This window comes from Lelliottia sp. JS-SCA-14 (genome assembly GCF_035593345.1).
GTDB lineage: Bacteria > Pseudomonadota > Gammaproteobacteria > Enterobacterales > Enterobacteriaceae > Enterobacter > Enterobacter wanjuensis.
The window spans coordinates 2,731,513-2,748,000 of the sequence record NZ_CP141606.1 but is presented as its reverse complement, the minus strand read 5'-3'; the positions used below and the strand labels follow the sequence as shown (position 1 = coordinate 2,748,000).

The 16,488-nt window shown below is 48.5% G+C and carries 13 protein-coding genes and 1 pseudogene; 7 read left to right on the top strand and 7 right to left on the bottom strand.

The genetic code is table 11. The features are described from left to right. Nucleotides 1-273 precede the first annotated feature (273 nt). Both U9O48_RS12885 and catA read left to right on the top strand, forming a co-directional pair. Complete coding sequence (locus U9O48_RS12885) at nucleotides 274-663, top strand: GFA family protein (RefSeq protein ID WP_324722613.1); 390 nt, start codon at nucleotides 274-276, stop codon at nucleotides 661-663. A 101-nt stretch (nucleotides 664-764) separates the two neighbouring features. After that, a complete protein-coding gene (gene catA / locus U9O48_RS12880; RefSeq protein ID WP_324722612.1) occupies nucleotides 765-1,448 on the top strand; it encodes a type A chloramphenicol O-acetyltransferase in 684 nt (227 codons plus the stop codon). Between the two features lie 2 nt (nucleotides 1,449-1,450). Here the strand turns inward: catA and U9O48_RS12875 are convergent, their stop codons facing one another. Continuing rightward, entirely contained in the window at nucleotides 1,451-3,412 is a 1,962-nt protein-coding gene (locus U9O48_RS12875) for a putative bifunctional diguanylate cyclase/phosphodiesterase (protein WP_324722611.1), read from the bottom strand. Between the two features lie 17 nt (nucleotides 3,413-3,429). Then, entirely contained in the window at nucleotides 3,430-3,924 is a 495-nt protein-coding gene (locus tag U9O48_RS12870) for a molybdopterin-dependent oxidoreductase (protein ID WP_285144338.1), read from the bottom strand. A gap of 583 nt (nucleotides 3,925-4,507) precedes the next feature. On the opposite strand from U9O48_RS12870, the gene U9O48_RS12865 reads away from it, so the two are divergent. Beyond that, nucleotides 4,508-5,485 (top strand): hypothetical protein, encoded by a 978-nt coding sequence (locus U9O48_RS12865; RefSeq protein ID WP_285148982.1) that lies wholly within the window; start codon nucleotides 4,508-4,510, stop codon nucleotides 5,483-5,485. Nucleotides 5,486-5,662: 177 nt separating this feature from the next. Here U9O48_RS12865 and U9O48_RS12860 read toward each other — a convergent pair whose 3' ends face one another. Further along, the gene (locus U9O48_RS12860) at nucleotides 5,663-6,163 is read right to left on the bottom strand and encodes a glutathione peroxidase (protein WP_285148981.1); all 501 of its coding nucleotides are present in this window, start codon (nucleotides 6,161-6,163) and stop codon (nucleotides 5,663-5,665) included. A 356-nt stretch (nucleotides 6,164-6,519) separates the two neighbouring features. Between U9O48_RS12860 and U9O48_RS12855 the strand changes: the two genes are divergently transcribed. Together U9O48_RS12855 and U9O48_RS12850 are read left to right on the top strand one after the other, a co-directional pair. Further along, complete coding sequence (locus U9O48_RS12855; protein WP_285148980.1) at nucleotides 6,520-7,221, top strand: hypothetical protein; 702 nt, start codon at nucleotides 6,520-6,522, stop codon at nucleotides 7,219-7,221. A 202-nt stretch (nucleotides 7,222-7,423) separates the two neighbouring features. Next, entirely contained in the window at nucleotides 7,424-8,044 is a 621-nt protein-coding gene (locus U9O48_RS12850) for a hypothetical protein (protein ID WP_285148979.1), read from the top strand. Between the two features lie 50 nt (nucleotides 8,045-8,094). Here the strand turns inward: U9O48_RS12850 and U9O48_RS12845 are convergent. The 4 genes and pseudogenes from U9O48_RS12845 to U9O48_RS12830 all read right to left on the bottom strand — a co-directional run. Next, a pseudogene (locus tag U9O48_RS12845) lies at nucleotides 8,095-8,243 on the bottom strand (integrase); the annotation flags it as partial. A 134-nt stretch (nucleotides 8,244-8,377) separates the two neighbouring features. Next, nucleotides 8,378-9,265 (bottom strand): hypothetical protein, encoded by an 888-nt coding sequence (locus U9O48_RS12840; RefSeq protein ID WP_285148978.1) that lies wholly within the window; start codon nucleotides 9,263-9,265, stop codon nucleotides 8,378-8,380. A gap of 340 nt (nucleotides 9,266-9,605) precedes the next feature. Next, nucleotides 9,606-9,956, bottom strand: a complete 351-nt coding sequence (locus tag U9O48_RS12835) for a DUF1304 domain-containing protein (RefSeq protein WP_285148977.1) — start codon at nucleotides 9,954-9,956, stop codon at nucleotides 9,606-9,608. An 81-nt stretch (nucleotides 9,957-10,037) separates the two neighbouring features. After that, nucleotides 10,038-10,943 (bottom strand): efflux RND transporter periplasmic adaptor subunit, encoded by a 906-nt coding sequence (locus U9O48_RS12830; RefSeq protein WP_324722610.1) that lies wholly within the window; start codon nucleotides 10,941-10,943, stop codon nucleotides 10,038-10,040. 667 nt (nucleotides 10,944-11,610) lie between these two features. On the opposite strand from U9O48_RS12830, the gene evgA reads away from it, so the two are divergent. Next, entirely contained in the window at nucleotides 11,611-12,243 is a 633-nt protein-coding gene (evgA, locus tag U9O48_RS12825) for an acid-sensing system DNA-binding response regulator EvgA (RefSeq protein ID WP_125915581.1), read from the top strand. Continuing rightward, entirely contained in the window at nucleotides 12,218-15,847 is a 3,630-nt protein-coding gene (locus tag U9O48_RS12820; protein WP_324722609.1) for a response regulator, read from the top strand. The genes evgA and U9O48_RS12820 overlap by 26 nt, the downstream gene beginning before the upstream one ends. Nucleotides 15,848-16,488: the final 641 nt, after the last annotated feature.

The following is a 16,488-nucleotide window of genomic DNA, read 5'->3' as shown; positions in this document are numbered from 1 at the left end:
AAACAACAATATAACAAATACGGTAATTATTTTGAAGCAATCTGCGGCATTCGTGATCGAACATCAAATTGAGACCCCGGTCCCCTTACTGCTTGTACTCGATTGCAGTGACGACAGATTCGTTTCACAGGACACTCGAGTTTTGTGCTTGCGCGAAAATGACTGCTTCTGGCACAGTGCGGACAGAAAGCAAGGTCATAGGGTCCGCTATGAGCGATAAGCTGACGATGCTATCTTTATCATTCTCTGAGCGTTGATAGGGTATCGGCTGATATGGATATGAAATTGTCAGGTGGATGTTTATGCGGGTTTATCCGATTCACAGCGATTAACCCGGCTTCCTCTCATTCCTGCTCCTGCGATATGTGCCAGAAGCATTCTGGCTGTCAGACCGCAGTATGGCTTGAATTCCACTCGTCAGATGTTGAATGGACGGGGGAAGGGGGCGCGCCTTCTCTCTACCGCTCATCTGCGGCTACATCCAGAGCATTTTGCGCCAGATGTGGCAGCTCCATCGGCGCTATCGATGACAATCCGGTGGTTGCTTTGCTCAGCGGTATTTTTGACCACAATGAATGCGCTCTGTTTTCGCCACACTCTCACTCATTTCAGGATATGAAACCTGAATGGTGGAGAAAAATTATGCCTGATACTGCTGTATAATTATGGAAGTCAATGCGTTCGCTTTAAAAGTGATTTGGACCGCTGCCCATTGTCTTAATTCATAAAACACTAACACCTGATATATCATCAAAGGTTAAAAAATGAAAAAAACAACCCCGGAATATACCCCTGTTGACTTATCGCGTTGGGCAAGGAAAGAGCATTTTGAGGTGTTTCAGTCGTTTGCGCAAAGTACCATTAACCAGACCGTGATGATCGATATTACCATGCTGCTAAAATATTCTAAGGAAAAAGGCTGGAAGTTTTACCCCACCATTATTTTCCTTATCTCTAAGGTCGTCAATAATCACACAGAATTCCGTATGACCATGAAGAACAATGAGCTGGTCATATGGAATGAAGTCCATCCCAGCTATACCATTTTCCATCATGAAACGGAGACTTTTTCGTCATTATGGAGTCACTACGATGGTAATATTCATCACTTCCAGAATGTTTATGCAGAAGACACTGCGCGCTACGGTAATAACCTGGCTTATTGGCCTAAAGAAGAGTCACGGGAAAATGTGTTTTTCGTATCGGGTATTCCCTGGGTCAGTTTTACCAGCTTTAATATCAACGTGGCTAACATGCAGAACTTTTTTGCCCCCATGTTCACGCTTGGAAAATACTACACGCAGGATGGAAAAGTATTATTGCCTCTCGCCGTTCAGGTCCATCATTCCGTGTGCGATGGTTTCCATCTGGCGAGACTGTTCAATGAGCTACAGGCGATGAGTGATGACATACAGCACCTTTCTGAGACTGATTCGCCACAAGTCTAAACCTATACAGAGCGGGCACGAGGAATATTTTCCGTTGAGCCGTTTCTGATTTTCTCATCTACATAAGGCTGAGGTTTACCAAACAGATAGCCTTGCACGAAATCGCAGCCCAGCGCTTTAAGGCTTTCCAGCTGCTCCTGCGTTTCAACACCTTCTGCAACGGCCTTCATATTGAGGGATTTCGCCATACCGGTAATGAGCCTGATGATATTAAGGGCGTCTTGCTGTGTCGATAATGAATACACAAAGGACTTGTCTATTTTGATTTTATCGAAGGCAAGCCTGCTGAGGCGCGACAGAGAAGAATAACCGGTCCCAAAATTATCGATAGAAATTTTCACCCCCAGCGCCCGCAGCCTGTTAAGCGTATTCATCGGCGTATTGCTCTCAGTAAAGAGAGAAGATTCAGTCACTTCCAGTTCAAGACGCTCAGCGGGGAGTCCCGTTTCGTTCAGAATAGAGAGCACGATTCCGGCGAAGGCTTTGCTGCCCAGCTGGACAGGGGAAACATTGACTGAAATTTTAGCCGGAACCGCCCAGGAAGCGGCTTCACGGCAGGCCATTTCAAGCACCGATTTCCCGATCTCGTTAATCATTCCTGTTTTTTCCGCCACAGGGATAAAGCTGTCCGGCGACAGGAGGCCCTTCAGAGGATGTTTCCAGCGAATAAGGGCTTCATAGCTGTAAATTTCCTGGCTGAAAGAATCAACAATAGGCTGATAATAAACCACGAATTCTTTATTCACTATCGCCAGAGCCATATCATGCTCAAGGGTTCGGCTTTCTTGCAGTTTATCTAACATCCATTGGCGGAAGACTTTTATTTTTCCCGCGCCTTCTTTTTTGGCTTCATAAAGGGCCAGATCGGCAAATTTATAGAGATAGTCGGAGCGGCGTTCAGTGTCTGAAATAACAATGCCGACACAGGTGGTAATATTGATAATCGTATTATAAATCGTGTAGGGCTGGTTGATCGCATCGCATATTTTTTGGGCTCGTGAAACGGCACTGCTCTCCGTCAGGCCACTCGAGAGAAACGCAAACTCATCCCCGCCTAACCGATAAAGTGTATCGGAAGTCAGGCCCATCGAAGTCAGACGCTGTGATATCTGGCGTAATAACATATCACCGACATCATGACCGTAGGTATCATTGACCTCTTTGAACCGATCTAAATCAAACAACATCACGCTGACGGAGTTATTGTTTTTAACTGCGCGCTCGATGGTTTCATTTAAATTCTCCCAGAAATAATGGCGGTTATTCATCTCCGTCAGAGAGTCATGGTAAACGTCATACTCCAGTTTTGCATTCTGGACTTGTAGTTTTTCTTTCGACTCCTGTAGTGCATCAGCAAGGCTTTTCACCTGAAGATGCGCCTTCAGAATATTTCTGTTCTGGAAGTAAATCAGCACGCCCAGTATCGCACTCATTATTATCAGCAATACCGAGGTCGCTGAGTAAATATAGTACAGGGTTTTAATCTTGAGGTTGGCGTCATTAATGGTGTTGATATCTTTGTCTAAAGCGCCGGAAGAGAGACGAGCCAGCTGTGGATCCAGAGTGTGCATGGTTAGCAGGTAGGCCTGCAGCTCGGAACGATTCATTTTCTCAAGGTGAACATCCAGATAATCCAGCGTCTTTTCAAGCTGGACCGCCAGTTCATGGTGGGCTTTACTGCTTTCAATGTAATTGCTCAGATCGCCTTGTTTCATTAAATCACTCTGGCTGAGCATAATATCGAGACGCATGCGCACATCATCGAGCGTCATCGTCTCATCGATAGCGTAAAGACCCAGCAGGGATTCGAACCGGTAATATTGTGAAACCAGCTGTGCAGCAGACCACGACGCGGCGTAGTGCGTCAGTTTCTGTAACTCCTGTTGCCTTTCATGCACAAGGAAAGAGATATACCCTGTAGATATAAAAAGGAAACAGATGATGCCAGCCAGAATTCTGTTCATGTTGGTCTTCTGACCCCTTACTCAATATTCATTCTGCTGACCTGCCACGCTGACCTGGAATAATAAATCTGATTATTCAGCTCAGGTATGCTGTCGTAGGGGTAAACCACAAACAACGGGCCTTTATCACGGATGCGCATATATTCTCCGTTGACTTTTAACGCCAGGATAACGTTGTATTTTTTAAAATCACTGAGCGGGATTTCCGTGGTGTAGTCATTGAGCGCAGTGACCTTAACAACAGATCCTTTCGCCCCGACATAATCCATGAGTTTTTGCAGTGGAATACCCGTGAAGGTCGTGCGGCCATCATACCAGGGGGAAGTGGTCTGGAAGCTGACCATACCCAGTTTCTCAAGGCTTGCGAGATCAAAAACGGCTTTGCCATCTTCATTGGTATTTTCGATATGACCAGACAGCGTTAAAAGGATTTTACCGGCAGGTCTGGAAAGTTCACCCGCCCAGGCCTGTGTTGAGAGCGCAAAGCTTAACAGCATGACAATTAACCGCATTTTTGACCTCGAATATCAACCGGATGTTAAAGAATTATAATTTAGTTACTGTGCTATTTACATATCCGCCGGGGCTATTGTTAACGGAATCATTTTGCCAACATTTTAATACATTTAAATCAACAGGTTAGGAAATTTCTTTTTTTTAAAATTGAGCAGGCAAAGACGATGCCGTTATTTGATCTTCACCCAACGGCAGTACATCTGTTCAAAAAACAAGCCAACTGTTAACTCAGCGCAAATAAACACGCAGTAATTCTAAGGTTTATGGAGCAGTGAACCGGGAGGGATTTCACGCCGTCTGGTCATTTTTAGACCCACTATAAAATCCGCCATCTCAAATGGTAACGGATGTTTAAAGTTTAAAATCCATTTGGCGCGAAATTATCTACTATCCTTAGTGCGTGGAATAAATTTCCACTGTGATTTTTTCGATTTCGTTTCTTTATGTTTTTCAGCCTTTCTGTTTATCAATTGCATCACTTGGCTCACGAAGAGCCTCAATGTTGAAGGTGGTAATGTTTCCTGTTTCATCAATCAGTTCCTGGTTCCGAACGCAAAGATTAATTCAAGGACAACAGCTATGACTCACATTCACGAACAGTCCACAGTTAACACGTCGTATCCCGATACGCGTCTGCCTCTGCCTGCCGCGAGCAGCAGCGCCGTATCCTGGGGTGCCATCTTTGCCGGTGCGGCAGCAGCGGCATCCCTCTCTTTGATTTTACTGATGCTGGGCGCCGGTTTGGGGCTCACGTCCGTTTCGCCATGGGAAAGTCGCGGACTCGACGCTGGTACGGTGGGTATCGCGGCCATCGCCTGGCTGACATTCACGCAAATTGTGGCGTCGGGTATGGGTGGCTATTTGGCCGGACGACTACGCACGAAATGGGTCGATACCCACACCGACGAAGTGTACTTCCGCGATACGGCACATGGTTTTTTGGCCTGGGCGGTGGCGGCGCTGGTCTCTGCTGCGCTGTTAACGAGCACGGTCGGGGCCATTGTGGGAGGGGGCGCTAAAATCGTGGGTACCGTTGCCGGAGGGGCCGCGGCGACCACGGCGGCTGGCGCAGCGAGTATGGCGAACGGACCATCCGCAGGACCCGGTTCGTCAATGAACTATTTCGTTAACTCGCTGTTCAGGGCGAATAATCCTGCCACACCGGCAAACGGCGCAGCCGATCCCGCTTCGCCAACTGCGGCTCCTGTCGCGCCATCACATCAACCCGTTTCGCCTGCACAGTTAGGTGAAGTGACGGGTATCTTTGCCAACAGCATTACCACTGGCGCCTTACCTCAGGACGATCGTCAGTATGTCGCCCGACTGATTGCTCAAAATACGGGTATCAGCCAGCAAGAGGCTGAACAGCGGGTACAGAGCACCTATGACAAAGCCCAGGCTAAGTTAAAAGAAGCGAAGGAAAAAGCGCAGCAGGCTGCTGATGCCGCACGTAAAACCACGAGCTATCTCATGCTCTGGACATTCATTTCTCTGCTGGCGGGTGCCTTCGTAGCCAGCCTGTGTGCGACCTTCGGTGGCCGTCAACGTGATTTATAATTTCTAATTATGCGAGAGGTTTAAAATGCGCTCATTATTACTGTTCTTTTTAGGCGTCCCCATTCCCATCATTATTCTGATTGCGCTGTTTGCCCATTAATATGTGTGCTTAACGCGGCATGTTAACCCGCCATATCAGAATCGTCGTAAGTAAAACATAAATGCCCGAAAGGGCATTTATGTTTTTCCGCGCTCCTTACTTTCAAGTGCTGCCAGGATCGCGGTTTCCATTTTCTCCGGAGTGGTGATCGGTGCGAAACGCTTGAGCGGTTTGCCGTCGCGTCCGATCAGAAATTTCGTGAAGTTCCACTTGATCCGCCCACCCAGAACGCCTGGCAAGGCTTCTTTGAGATAACGGAAAACCGGGTGCGCGGCGGCGCCGTTAACGTCCACTTTCTCGAACATCGGGAAAGTCAAACCGTAGTTGATGTGGCAGGTCTGAGCGATGTCGTCGGCGCTACCAGGTTCCTGCTTACCGAACTGGTTGCAGGGGAACCCAAGAATCACCAGCCCCTGGTCGGCGTACTTCTTGTAGAGCATTTCCAGGCCTGCATATTGCGGCGTGAAGCCACACTGGCTGGCAGTATTGACCACCAGAACCAGCTTACCCGCATAGTCGGCCATAGGGATGGGCTGACCTTGCAGGCTGGTGGCAGCGAGTTGATGAAAATCCGTCATGACGAAAACCTCATAGTGGAATCTTTATAAGAAGTTCCTGAGTATAGGGTTGGGGCTTGGAGATTGCAGCTTTTGGATGGGTAGGCAGGGTGGAGGGGCCGCTATGAGCGAGAAACGGACGTTCGCAACTCCAATAACAACATGGCCAACATTGAGGTGTCTTAATCAATGTGGAGCAGGTCACTTGTTCTGCAAGTGCTGACGAGAAATGTTGATCATCTCTATGTAGTCAGTTAGCTTTCTACAAAAAAATTTTAAAAATCGGATTTGCATAATAAAAACAACAAGCTACTCTCATTATATCTATGAGACTAGAAATACCCCGGGTAATGAGAATTACATTATGGTGATTGGCTATGAAAATAATACTTATCATGCTTTGCCTGATGTTACTTGGTTGTTCTAAAATGTATATAGGGGGCATGGGGTATCCATACAATGATGACAAGGCATTAGAGAGAATAACAGAGCAATTATCAAGAAATATAGATTTTGCAATGTTAAGTCCACCTAAAAATGAGACTGACAGAGATAAATACATTACATCTCAGCTCATACTTAATGATATAAAATATTATCAAAGCATTTCAAATCTCACCAATATGCAAACCTCCATTTACACAGGATCCGAGCTTTTATCACTTTCAACCGGCCTTGCGGCTACATTATTTACACCAGTCACAACCAAAACCATTTTAGCCGCTGTAACTACAACTATAATTGGTTACAGGGGCGCTATAGACGAAAATGTCTTTCATCAAGAATCGGCTAATGTTCTGATATCTGTAATGAATTCCGAACGTAAGCGAATTTTTTTAAAAATCATGGAAAACAAAAAACAAAAAGTAAATGTATACACATTCGACTTGGCGAGGAAAGAATTAGATGAATATGCTTTAGCTGGTGATCCTGGAAGAGCGTTTACAGTGTTAGGCGAGAAAATTAAAAAAGATGATACTGATACCGACGAAAGAATTGATGCATTGGTCAACCCTAAGAAAAATGATTGTAAAACATCAACTATTAGCAAAGGAGTGTATATTACAAATTGCATTTAATTATGCTATGCCTGAAGCAATTCGTTCGAGTATTTATCCTTATCAGCACTGCTGGATCCAGTGGATAGCTATTAAGCGTTTTCTAGATAGTAGCTATCACCCTTATGTCTGCGGGGTGATGAGGACGCTTTGAATTTTTTAATCGGTTATAAATATGATATATCATATTTATTGATAACAAAACCTGAGGGTAGGAGAACTTATGAATATACCAAAGCTAGATGCAGTAATAAATACAATGGTGAATAATGGATATTCAGTTTTTGATACGCCAGAAATGGAATGGAATTTGAATATAGTAGGTATAAGATCAGCTGGAAATAGTTCAAAGAATTTTGATGATTTATTACTTGTCTTTTTTAGGCAAGGAAATGATTGGGGTTGTTATTTTTACAACATAACAACAGATCCCAGTCCATATTATTTAGAAAAACCACTTTCGGATGTTTATACAAAAGGAACGGCGATTTTGAAAGAAGGTCAATACAAAGAGGCATATGAAATAAATTTTCATCATGGCAAATATGAAGCCTTATGTCAAAATCTTGGTCCAGTAGTTGTTTATAGGGATAATAATTATGACGAATATATGAATCTTATTCCAGGAACGGAAGAGGTAGGTTATTTTAAAATAAATATCCATAAAGGCCCGGTTGATGGAGAAAGCACTACTTTGAATAAAAAATATTCAGCTGGATGTCAAGTTTTTTTAAATATTGATGATTTTAATGAGTTTATGAGTCTGTGCTTTAAATCTCGTGAAATTTTTGGGAATAAATTTACATACACTTTGATTAACGAGAATGATTTAAATTTAGGGTAGGGGAATGGATACACGAAAAGCAATTAAACATTATTCTGGAGACTGACGGTTAGCTTACTGTCCAGGGCCATATTGAACAGAGTTAAATCACGCGTTTACCTTCCAGTTCAAGCCGGATCCGGATCCTTCAGATATGAGATATCTGAAGTGGTCCTTTTTGGCCGATGATACGGTCTTTGTTCCACGGTGACGTGTTCATACTCAAATCTCCTGCAATGTGGGAGATTTGAGTATGGTTGTCCCTTATTAGCGAGAAGCGGACATCAATGCTGCCAACAGCGGCCGAGCGTAGCGAGGTCCAGCGCACGAAGTGCGCGATGCAGCTTGGTTTTGTTATGCATTTTTTCGTCCGTCAAATGGTATCAACCATTGGCTGCCGGTAACCTCTCTGAATATTGCCATAGTAAGCATTGAGTAGAACAGTTCGAACTGTTGAAGCCCGAGATATCTAAATTCATTCATTCGATTCTCAAATGCGGTTTTCAGATAACCAATCCCTTCGACATCCTTCATGGCTGAATTAATCTGCCTTGAAAAGTTAATGATTAGATTAACGTTATCTTCTGATTGGCGTGGTTCCATTGCTTCAATCATTTCAATTAGATTAAAATTTTCAATCATTTCTGGTTCACTACATGCCTGCGAGTATGTGCCTGCCTTTATGTAGGTGTTTCTGTGGTGCCCATCCAATTCTCTGGCGCGTCTAAAGTTAGTGTGATCAATGATTGAGCCAGCCCTTTTTATCTTGACCAACTCGCCAACATCTACGACAGAAGGGGCAGCGTAAAGGACTACGGCATCGTTACCAAATTTAGTTTCTATATGGGAGAGCAAGGTATGTTGCTGAGTGTACAGGTCATAGCGGAAATACTTCTGATTCCATAAGTGCCATTCAGAACCAGTTGACATCGTTATGTATTGCGGACGCTTATACTGAAATAGCAAGTTAACTTTCATGGTCGGTATGTTCTTAACCTCTCGGCCAAGATAATGCTCCATTTCATGAGCGATTTCCGTTAGGTCAACGCCTGAAAATTGCGGAGAGATCCAGAATGGATATCCCAGCTTTCTCCACAGAAACCATCCTCTAGAATGAGCAACGGAGTCCAAGCCTAAAACGCCTTCTTGCACCTGGCCAAGGGGGAAATAGATAGATGTTTTTCTATCAAGCTCATTGTTGAAGTAACTTTCGAAAGTCTTTTCTTCGTATCTCGCATCCATTCACACGTTCTCTATTATCATTTTGAATAGGCATAACGCTTATTCGGTGGACATAACCGTATTTAAACACGGTTATTTCCGCCTTTGTAAATTTAATGTGTAGTACACTACATCGATTTGTCACAATTAACAATAGGTTATAGGTACAGCCGGTTGGATTTGCATTTTCTTTAATTATGGATTAATCCGTAAATAAACATTAGATGCAAAAATGCAGGCAGAATATGTAAACGTCCCCTCCTGCACAAAACGGATATGCACAGAAAACGCTGGATGCGAATCCGCATCGGTTATCGGTGAAACCTTGTACCTTCGCCAACGCCCACATCAACCCTTCCCCTCAACGCACCAGCAAAGCAATTAAAGCAACCAGCGCCGGAAGCGCCTGAACATAGAGGATCTTCCGGCTGGCCGTTACCGCGCCAAAAACACCCGCAATCAGTACGCAGGTCAGGAAGAACAAGGTGACCGGAACGCCGCTTTCGCCGAGCCATAATCCCCACAGCAAACCTGCCGCCAGAAAGCCGTTGTACAGGCCCTGATTGGCGGCCAGAACGCGGGTTTCACGGGCAAAATCTTCGCTCAGGTTAAACGCCTTGCGACCGGTTGGGGTATTCCATAAAAACATTTCCAGAACCAGAATATAGAGATGGATGGCGGCAACAACCGCGACGAGAATAGTGGCGAGCACAGGGGGCCTCAGGCATTGAGAAAAGGTGAGGTGGAGTATAGATAAGTTAATAAAACACCGCGAGTACTCAGTCAGAGTCCATTAATCTTCCAGCAAATACTTCCGGTATGCCCGCAGGATGTTGATTCCTTTTCTCACCAGCGAAAAGTGCGCGCTGCGGGTGCGACGGTCGAGCAGTTTCACCCTCGAAGAAACCCCAATCCTTAGCGGATACTGGCTCATCTGCATCGGATTGATGGAGATCCGCACGGGAATTTTTTGCACCTCACTGATCCATTTTTCTGCGCTGCTGAGGGCGGACAGCGCGGCATCGGCATCCTGATCCCATCCCTCTACCTGACCGTCGAACACCACTTTGTTGCCATACATCTCCGTCAGAATCACCGCTTTCTGGCCGACGCGGACGTCAGCGATCTCTGCGGCGGTAAAGTTGGCATTAATCCACATCTGGTCGGCGGGGACGATGGTCATCAGCGTTTGCCCGGGGCTGACGTGTAAACCCGTGTGCACATTCCGGTGCGCGACATACCCGCTCACGGGGCTTCGCACCCGCGTGCGATCCAGCGCCTCAGCGGCTTTTTGCAGGGCCTCTCTGGCCTGCACTATCAGCTTTTGCTGCGAGATATCCGCCTCGCGAAGCCAGAGCAAATTCCGGCGGTACTGTTGAATGGCGATATCCAGCGCCGCTTTGCTGCTGTTAACGTTTTTAAGCGCCTGTCGGAGATCCTCCTGCGAAATGGCCGCCGGACCTATCGACTGTAACCGGCGGTTATACTCAATCAGCGCCTGCTGGTAGGTCATCTGGGCATGGAGAATCTGGGCATTATTCTGGCTGTCGGCGATGTAGCGCTCCTGGGTCTCTTTTTCCGTCTCCAGCAGGCTTTGTTCGGCTTTTTTAAACTGACGCTCTTCGTGGGCATTTTCCAGCTGCAGCAGAATATCGCCTTTACGAACTCTGTCGCTGTTGACTGGTGCGATGGCCGCCACGCGACCCCCTGTTTCTGAGAAAATAAAGACAGGATTACCGGTAATATAGGCATCGCTGGTGTCTGGCATCGTGCGAAAACTAATATCTGGCCCGAAGCTGCAAATAAAATAAAAAATGATAATGAGCAGAGCGCATATCATTCGTTTTTTACTTTTTCGCTGCGGGTGTGTTTTGCCAAAACTAACGCTGGCTCCGTGTAATTTGTCCATGCGAGAGTGTATCCAGTCCTGCTGAACAGAATGTGATAATAATATTCAGTCAGGTTAATCATCCGTGTGGATGAAATACAGGAGACACATCGGAAACTTTTGCAGGGGATATCCTACACGTGAAATCCCTGATGAATTAATTCTTTGTAAAACAATGGGTAAAAAATTGACAGGAATTTATTTTAAACCCTTCCTTAACGACTTTTCGCAAGCGCGATGTTTTTCTGCATGCCGTGATACACTTTATTTTAATGCTAATAGAAATCGTCTTACCGAAACGGTAGACTTCTTCGACTCGACGTCCATTCGAATCACTAAATAATAATGGGTTTGTGAAAAACATTCATCCTCCTGCGGCACGTTATAATTACGCCATCAGGGGCGGTGATGTGCGTTGTCTTGTGGGCTAAAACCGGTGAGTCAGGAACCAGAAAAATGAAGCTAATAAGGAGCTAAGATGGGTAAAACCAATAAGTTACATGCTATCGTCGTTGATGACCATCCGCTGGCTCGTATGGCGATTAGAAATCTGCTCGAAAATGAAGGTATCACCGTCGTGGCAGAAGCCGGAGACGGCGCACAGGCGTTACAGCTTGTCGGCGAGCACAGCCCGGATCTGGTCATTGTCGACGTGGATATTCCGGTGATGAGCGGTATTGAAGTGGTGGAGAAACTGCGCAAGCAGGCGTTCAGCCGGATTATTATTGTGGTCTCTGCCAAGAACGATCTCTTTTATGGCAAACGTAGCGCCGACGCGGGAGCGAATGCCTTTATCAGTAAGAAAGAGGGCATGACCAATATTATTGCGGCGGTCCACGCGGCGCAAAATGGTTACAGTTATTTCCCGTTATCACTGCAGTCGTTCATGGGCAGTCTTTCCTCGGAACAGGAAATGTTGCAGTCGCTGTCGAGCCAGGAAATTAAAGTGATGCGCTATATTCTCAATGGCGATGACAATATGAAAATCGCGGCGGAAATGTGTATCAGCAATAAAACCGTGAGCACCTATAAAAGCCGTTTAATGGAGAAGCTGAACTGCAAATCGCTGATGGAACTTTTCTCCTTTGCGCAGCGTAACGCGATTGGCTAACACCATGATCATGCGCGCCATCGCGGGGCTTTTTTTGCTGTTTATCCTGAGTGTTCCGGCGCGTTCAGCCAGCCCTGAACCGGCGACGCTTCAGCTTGCCAGCGATAATCAGGTGTTTACCCCCGCGCTGCCCTTGGGCCATTACGATCTGCTGTGGCTGGCGGCAAAACGCTCCCTGACCATTGCGGTGTACGGGCAGGAAACGCCGCCGCTGAGTATGAATTCGACGACCGGGCGCTACCGGGGAATGAACGCGGACTACCTGCTGCTGATGGAAAACTCCCTGCAAATCCAGGTGGTGATTAAGCATTACGCCGATCTGGATCAGGCTTTAACGGCGCTCAGGGCCGGGGAGGCGGATATTATTCTGACGTCGCCCGCCGGGGAGAGCGACCTGGATGCGGGTTTCTCCGCTTCACTCCCGCTGATCCGGGCTTACCCTACGCTAGTCACGCGTCAGGCAGATGTGATGAAGCCGCTTTCGAACGATAAGGACGAAGTGTCGGTGGCCATTAAGCAGGGCTACCCGTCCGAGCAGTTTATTAAAATGGTTTTTCCGAAGGCGCACATTACCTCCTATGCGGATAATTATCTGGCGCTGGCCTCGGTGGCGAATCACGAAAACGACTATTTCTTTGGGAATAACCTGACCTCCAGTTTTATTCTGGTACGCGATTTTTATCAGTCCCTGGAAATGGTGAAGTTCTGGCGTGAACCCCAGACGGGAAATCATTTCATCGTCCCGGCCGATCAGAAACAGCTGCTCGGCATTCTCGATACCTTTATCAGCTCTCTAACAGAACAAACCCATAAACAGATCGCTCAGTCCTGGGTCGATACCGGCAATATCTCGTTTCTCAATAAGGCGATGAAACTCACGCCACGGGAAGAGCGCTGGATTGCCAAACACCCGGTGCTGCGCGTACTGATTAACCCTTACTACGCCCCGATGAGCATGGTCGACGATCACCAGGAGATACGCGGCCTGCTGGGCGACATCCTGAATCTGATCCAGCTGCAAACGGGGCTGGTGTTCCAGCCGGTGATCGCCAATTCGAATACGGATATGGTCAACATCATGCGCAAAGGTGGCTGGGACGTGCTGCCGACGGCGACGTTCAGCGCTGAGCGCGAAGAGGAGATGTTGTTCACCCATCCGTTTATCGCCACGCCTTTTGTGCTGGTAACCCGGGCGTCGTCGGGGCCAAACGAACTGCTCGCACCGGGCTCCAAAGTGGCGATACCGGCTTACCATCCGCTGACGGACAAACTGAAACACAAATATCCGGGCGTGGAGTGGGTGATTGCCGAGAATACCAGTACCGCGCTCAGCAAGCTGATGCTCGGTGACGTGGATGCCGTGGTCTCCACCCAGCTCGCGTCGCGCTTTATCATCGATCACTACTACCCCGGCACCATGAAATACACCCGTATTCCGGACGAACCGTCCGCGCAGATTGCGTTTGCGATCCCGCGCGACGCCTCTGAACTGCAGAGTATTTTGAACAAGGCGCTGGACGACATTCCGCCCAAAGAGATCCTTAATCTGGCCGGGAAATGGATCAAAGCGCCAGAGGTGAAAATCGGCACCTGGAATCTGTATAACCGGCCTTTTTATCTGGTGATCGGTCTGGCGATTTTGCTGGTGATCACCAGCCTGCTGTGGGGCGTGTATCTCCTGCGGGCGATTGGGCGGGGCAAGGCCGCGCAGGCCGCGCTGAATTATCAGCTGACGTTCAGCCAGACCTTATCGAACTCCATTCCTGTGCCGGTCTACGTGATTACCCTCGAAGGGGAGCTCGAAAGTTACAACAGCGCGTTCAGCGAATTCTTCATTGCTGAGCGGCGCGAAGCGATGAGTTATTCCCTGTTTGACCGACGCAGCCCGCTGGCGGATGTTTTCTACACCGTACAGCCGGAGATTCAGCAGGGCCTGACTCCCGGCCATGTGATCACCCATTCTCTGACCCTCAATAATGGCGGCGAAAATCGGCAGATCCTCCACTGGCTGACGCTCTGCCTGATGCCGGAAAACCGGCCTGCGATCCTGATTTGCGGCTGGCAGGACATCACCGAGTCCCGACAGCTGATGAAAGCGCTGCAGGTGGAGAAAGACAAAGCCATCGATGCGAATCAGGCCAAAAGCCAGTTCCTGGCGAGCATGAGCCATGAGATCCGCACCCCGGTCAGCGCGATCATGGGCTTCCTTGAGCTGTTGACCACCCGCAAACAGAGCGCGGAAGAGACCAAAGAGGCGATTCAGCTGGCCTACAGCACGGCGCAAACCCTGATCGCGCTGATTGGCGATGTGCTGGATATGGAGAAAATTGAGTCCGGCAATTTCACCCTGACGCCGGAATGGGTCGATCTGGAGTCGGTGATTAACGCCACGGTCGCCAATTTTGAAGGGCTGGCGCGGCAGAAAAATCTGCGCCTCACGGTCGATTGCCGTCTTGAAGACGGGAAAACGCTGTGGCTTGACCCGCAGGCGGTCAAACAGGTGCTGTCGAATCTCCTGAGCAACGCCATCAAATTTACCGCCGAGGGCGGCGTGGACGTGATGGCCCACACCCAGGCGATGGGCGAGGAGAGGGTGTATCTCACGCTAAGCGTGCGGGATACGGGGGCGGGGATCAGCCACGTCGAACAGCAGCAGCTGTTTAAGCCCTTCAGCCAGACGGAGTCGGGCAAACGGCAGATCGGCTCGGGCCTGGGTCTGGTGATTTGCCGGGAAATGGTGGAGCGCATGGCGGGGCAGATCAGCATCACCAGCCAGCCGGGCATGGGCACCACCATGATGGTAACGCTGGTGACACAAACCTCTGATCATGCGCCGGATGTGCCGCTGATCGCTGAACAGGAAGCGACGCTCCCCGCCGCGCTTCGAATTGTGATTGCCGAAGATAACCCGACCAACCGCCTGCTGCTGCGCCGTCAGCTGGATATTCTCGGCTATCACGTCGACGAGGCGGAAGACGGCCTTCAGGCGCTGAATCTGATCAGAAATCAGGAGTACGACCTGCTGATTACCGATCTGAACATGCCCAATATGGACGGCATCACCCTGACCCAGCGGGTGCGCGAGCTGAATCAGAATATGGTGATCTGGGGGCTGACCGCCAACGCGCAGACGGAAGAAAAAGAGCGCTGCCTGGCGGTGGGTATGAATTTGTGTCTGTTCAAACCCATCGAACTGCAGCAGCTCAAGGCAGCGCTGAGCGGGGTGAATATGGCTGAGGACGGGCCGCCGCTTGACGCGTTCATCGACATGCCAGGGCTGGAAGCGCACAGCCTTGGCGATAAGAAACTGATGTGCCAGATGCTTGAACAGGCGCGGATTGAAAACGACAAAGACGTCGCGGCGGCCGTTCAGGCGCTGGCGCAGGAAGAGTGGGATGTGCTGCAACACCATTTGCACCGCATCAACGGCACGATGCAGCTTCTGGGCGCGACGCCGTTATATGAGCTGGCCGAAACGCTGGAGAATCAGCTGGCGGCCGGGCTTCATCCGCCGGCGTTGGGAAAAGGGGTTATGCAGCTGGAGCAGCAGATTAGCGCTCTCAATGCGGCGATTGATGCTTATTCACGTTCTGTTCGCCATTAAATAAAGCATCGGATGTGATTAATGGTTGTCCCAGGACCTTTATGGCATGAGTGGAATTGTTCCGTTCACTTTCGTTCCTCTGCTTCCGGTCCATCTCTCTGCGGTGAACGTGCCAGGGTGGCTCAATCGCCACCACCCTGGCAACCCCGGCTCCCGGCAAAGAAAATCGCCGCTTCGCGGTGCCCTCAGCTTATTCCTTGCGGCTATCGGGTCGGGCGCGATCCTGCATCCATGCAGGTCGCACCCTCTCGGCGCATCCCTGCGCCTCGACCCGGCCTCCAGGAAACGCTTCGGCGATTTTCAGCCGGACTCCCGCTCCCTCCAGCTATACAGCTGTCTGCATGTGGCACCGGTGTGGGTACCCGCAGCCCCCTTGTCACGTTCACAGGTTAAGACGCCATTATATTCTGCTGAACATAAGGTGAACGGAACAACCTCAGGTGTTTAACTGGCCAGCACTATCCAATATGATGGCTTTATTTTTAAATCACGCCGTGTTAGTTTTTGAATTAGCTAATCTATTATTCAGAAACAAATAGCGTCCTACACCTGTAGTCGACGACCTTCATTAAAATAATCTCCCTCTCATAGTTAACCATTCTGTCACACTATATTATCTTTCCATCAGCCACGGCAGGCTG

Coding starts and splice junctions, on each gene's coding strand:
- U9O48_RS12885 (WP_324722613.1), top strand. CDS start 274: ATGGATATGAAATTGTCAGGTGGATGTTTATGCGGGTTTATCCGATTC.
- evgA (WP_125915581.1), top strand. CDS start 11,611: ATGGGTAAAACCAATAAGTTACATGCTATCGTCGTTGATGACCATCCG.
- U9O48_RS12840 (WP_285148978.1), bottom strand. CDS start 9,265: ATGGATGCGAGATACGAAGAAAAGACTTTCGAAAGTTACTTCAACAAT.
- U9O48_RS12865 (WP_285148982.1), top strand. CDS start 4,508: ATGACTCACATTCACGAACAGTCCACAGTTAACACGTCGTATCCCGAT.
- U9O48_RS12860 (WP_285148981.1), bottom strand. CDS start 6,163: ATGACGGATTTTCATCAACTCGCTGCCACCAGCCTGCAAGGTCAGCCC.
- U9O48_RS12850 (WP_285148979.1), top strand. CDS start 7,424: ATGAATATACCAAAGCTAGATGCAGTAATAAATACAATGGTGAATAAT.
- U9O48_RS12870 (WP_285144338.1), bottom strand. CDS start 3,924: ATGCGGTTAATTGTCATGCTGTTAAGCTTTGCGCTCTCAACACAGGCC.
- catA (WP_324722612.1), top strand. CDS start 765: ATGAAAAAAACAACCCCGGAATATACCCCTGTTGACTTATCGCGTTGG.
- U9O48_RS12875 (WP_324722611.1), bottom strand. CDS start 3,412: ATGAACAGAATTCTGGCTGGCATCATCTGTTTCCTTTTTATATCTACA.
- U9O48_RS12855 (WP_285148980.1), top strand. CDS start 6,520: ATGAAAATAATACTTATCATGCTTTGCCTGATGTTACTTGGTTGTTCT.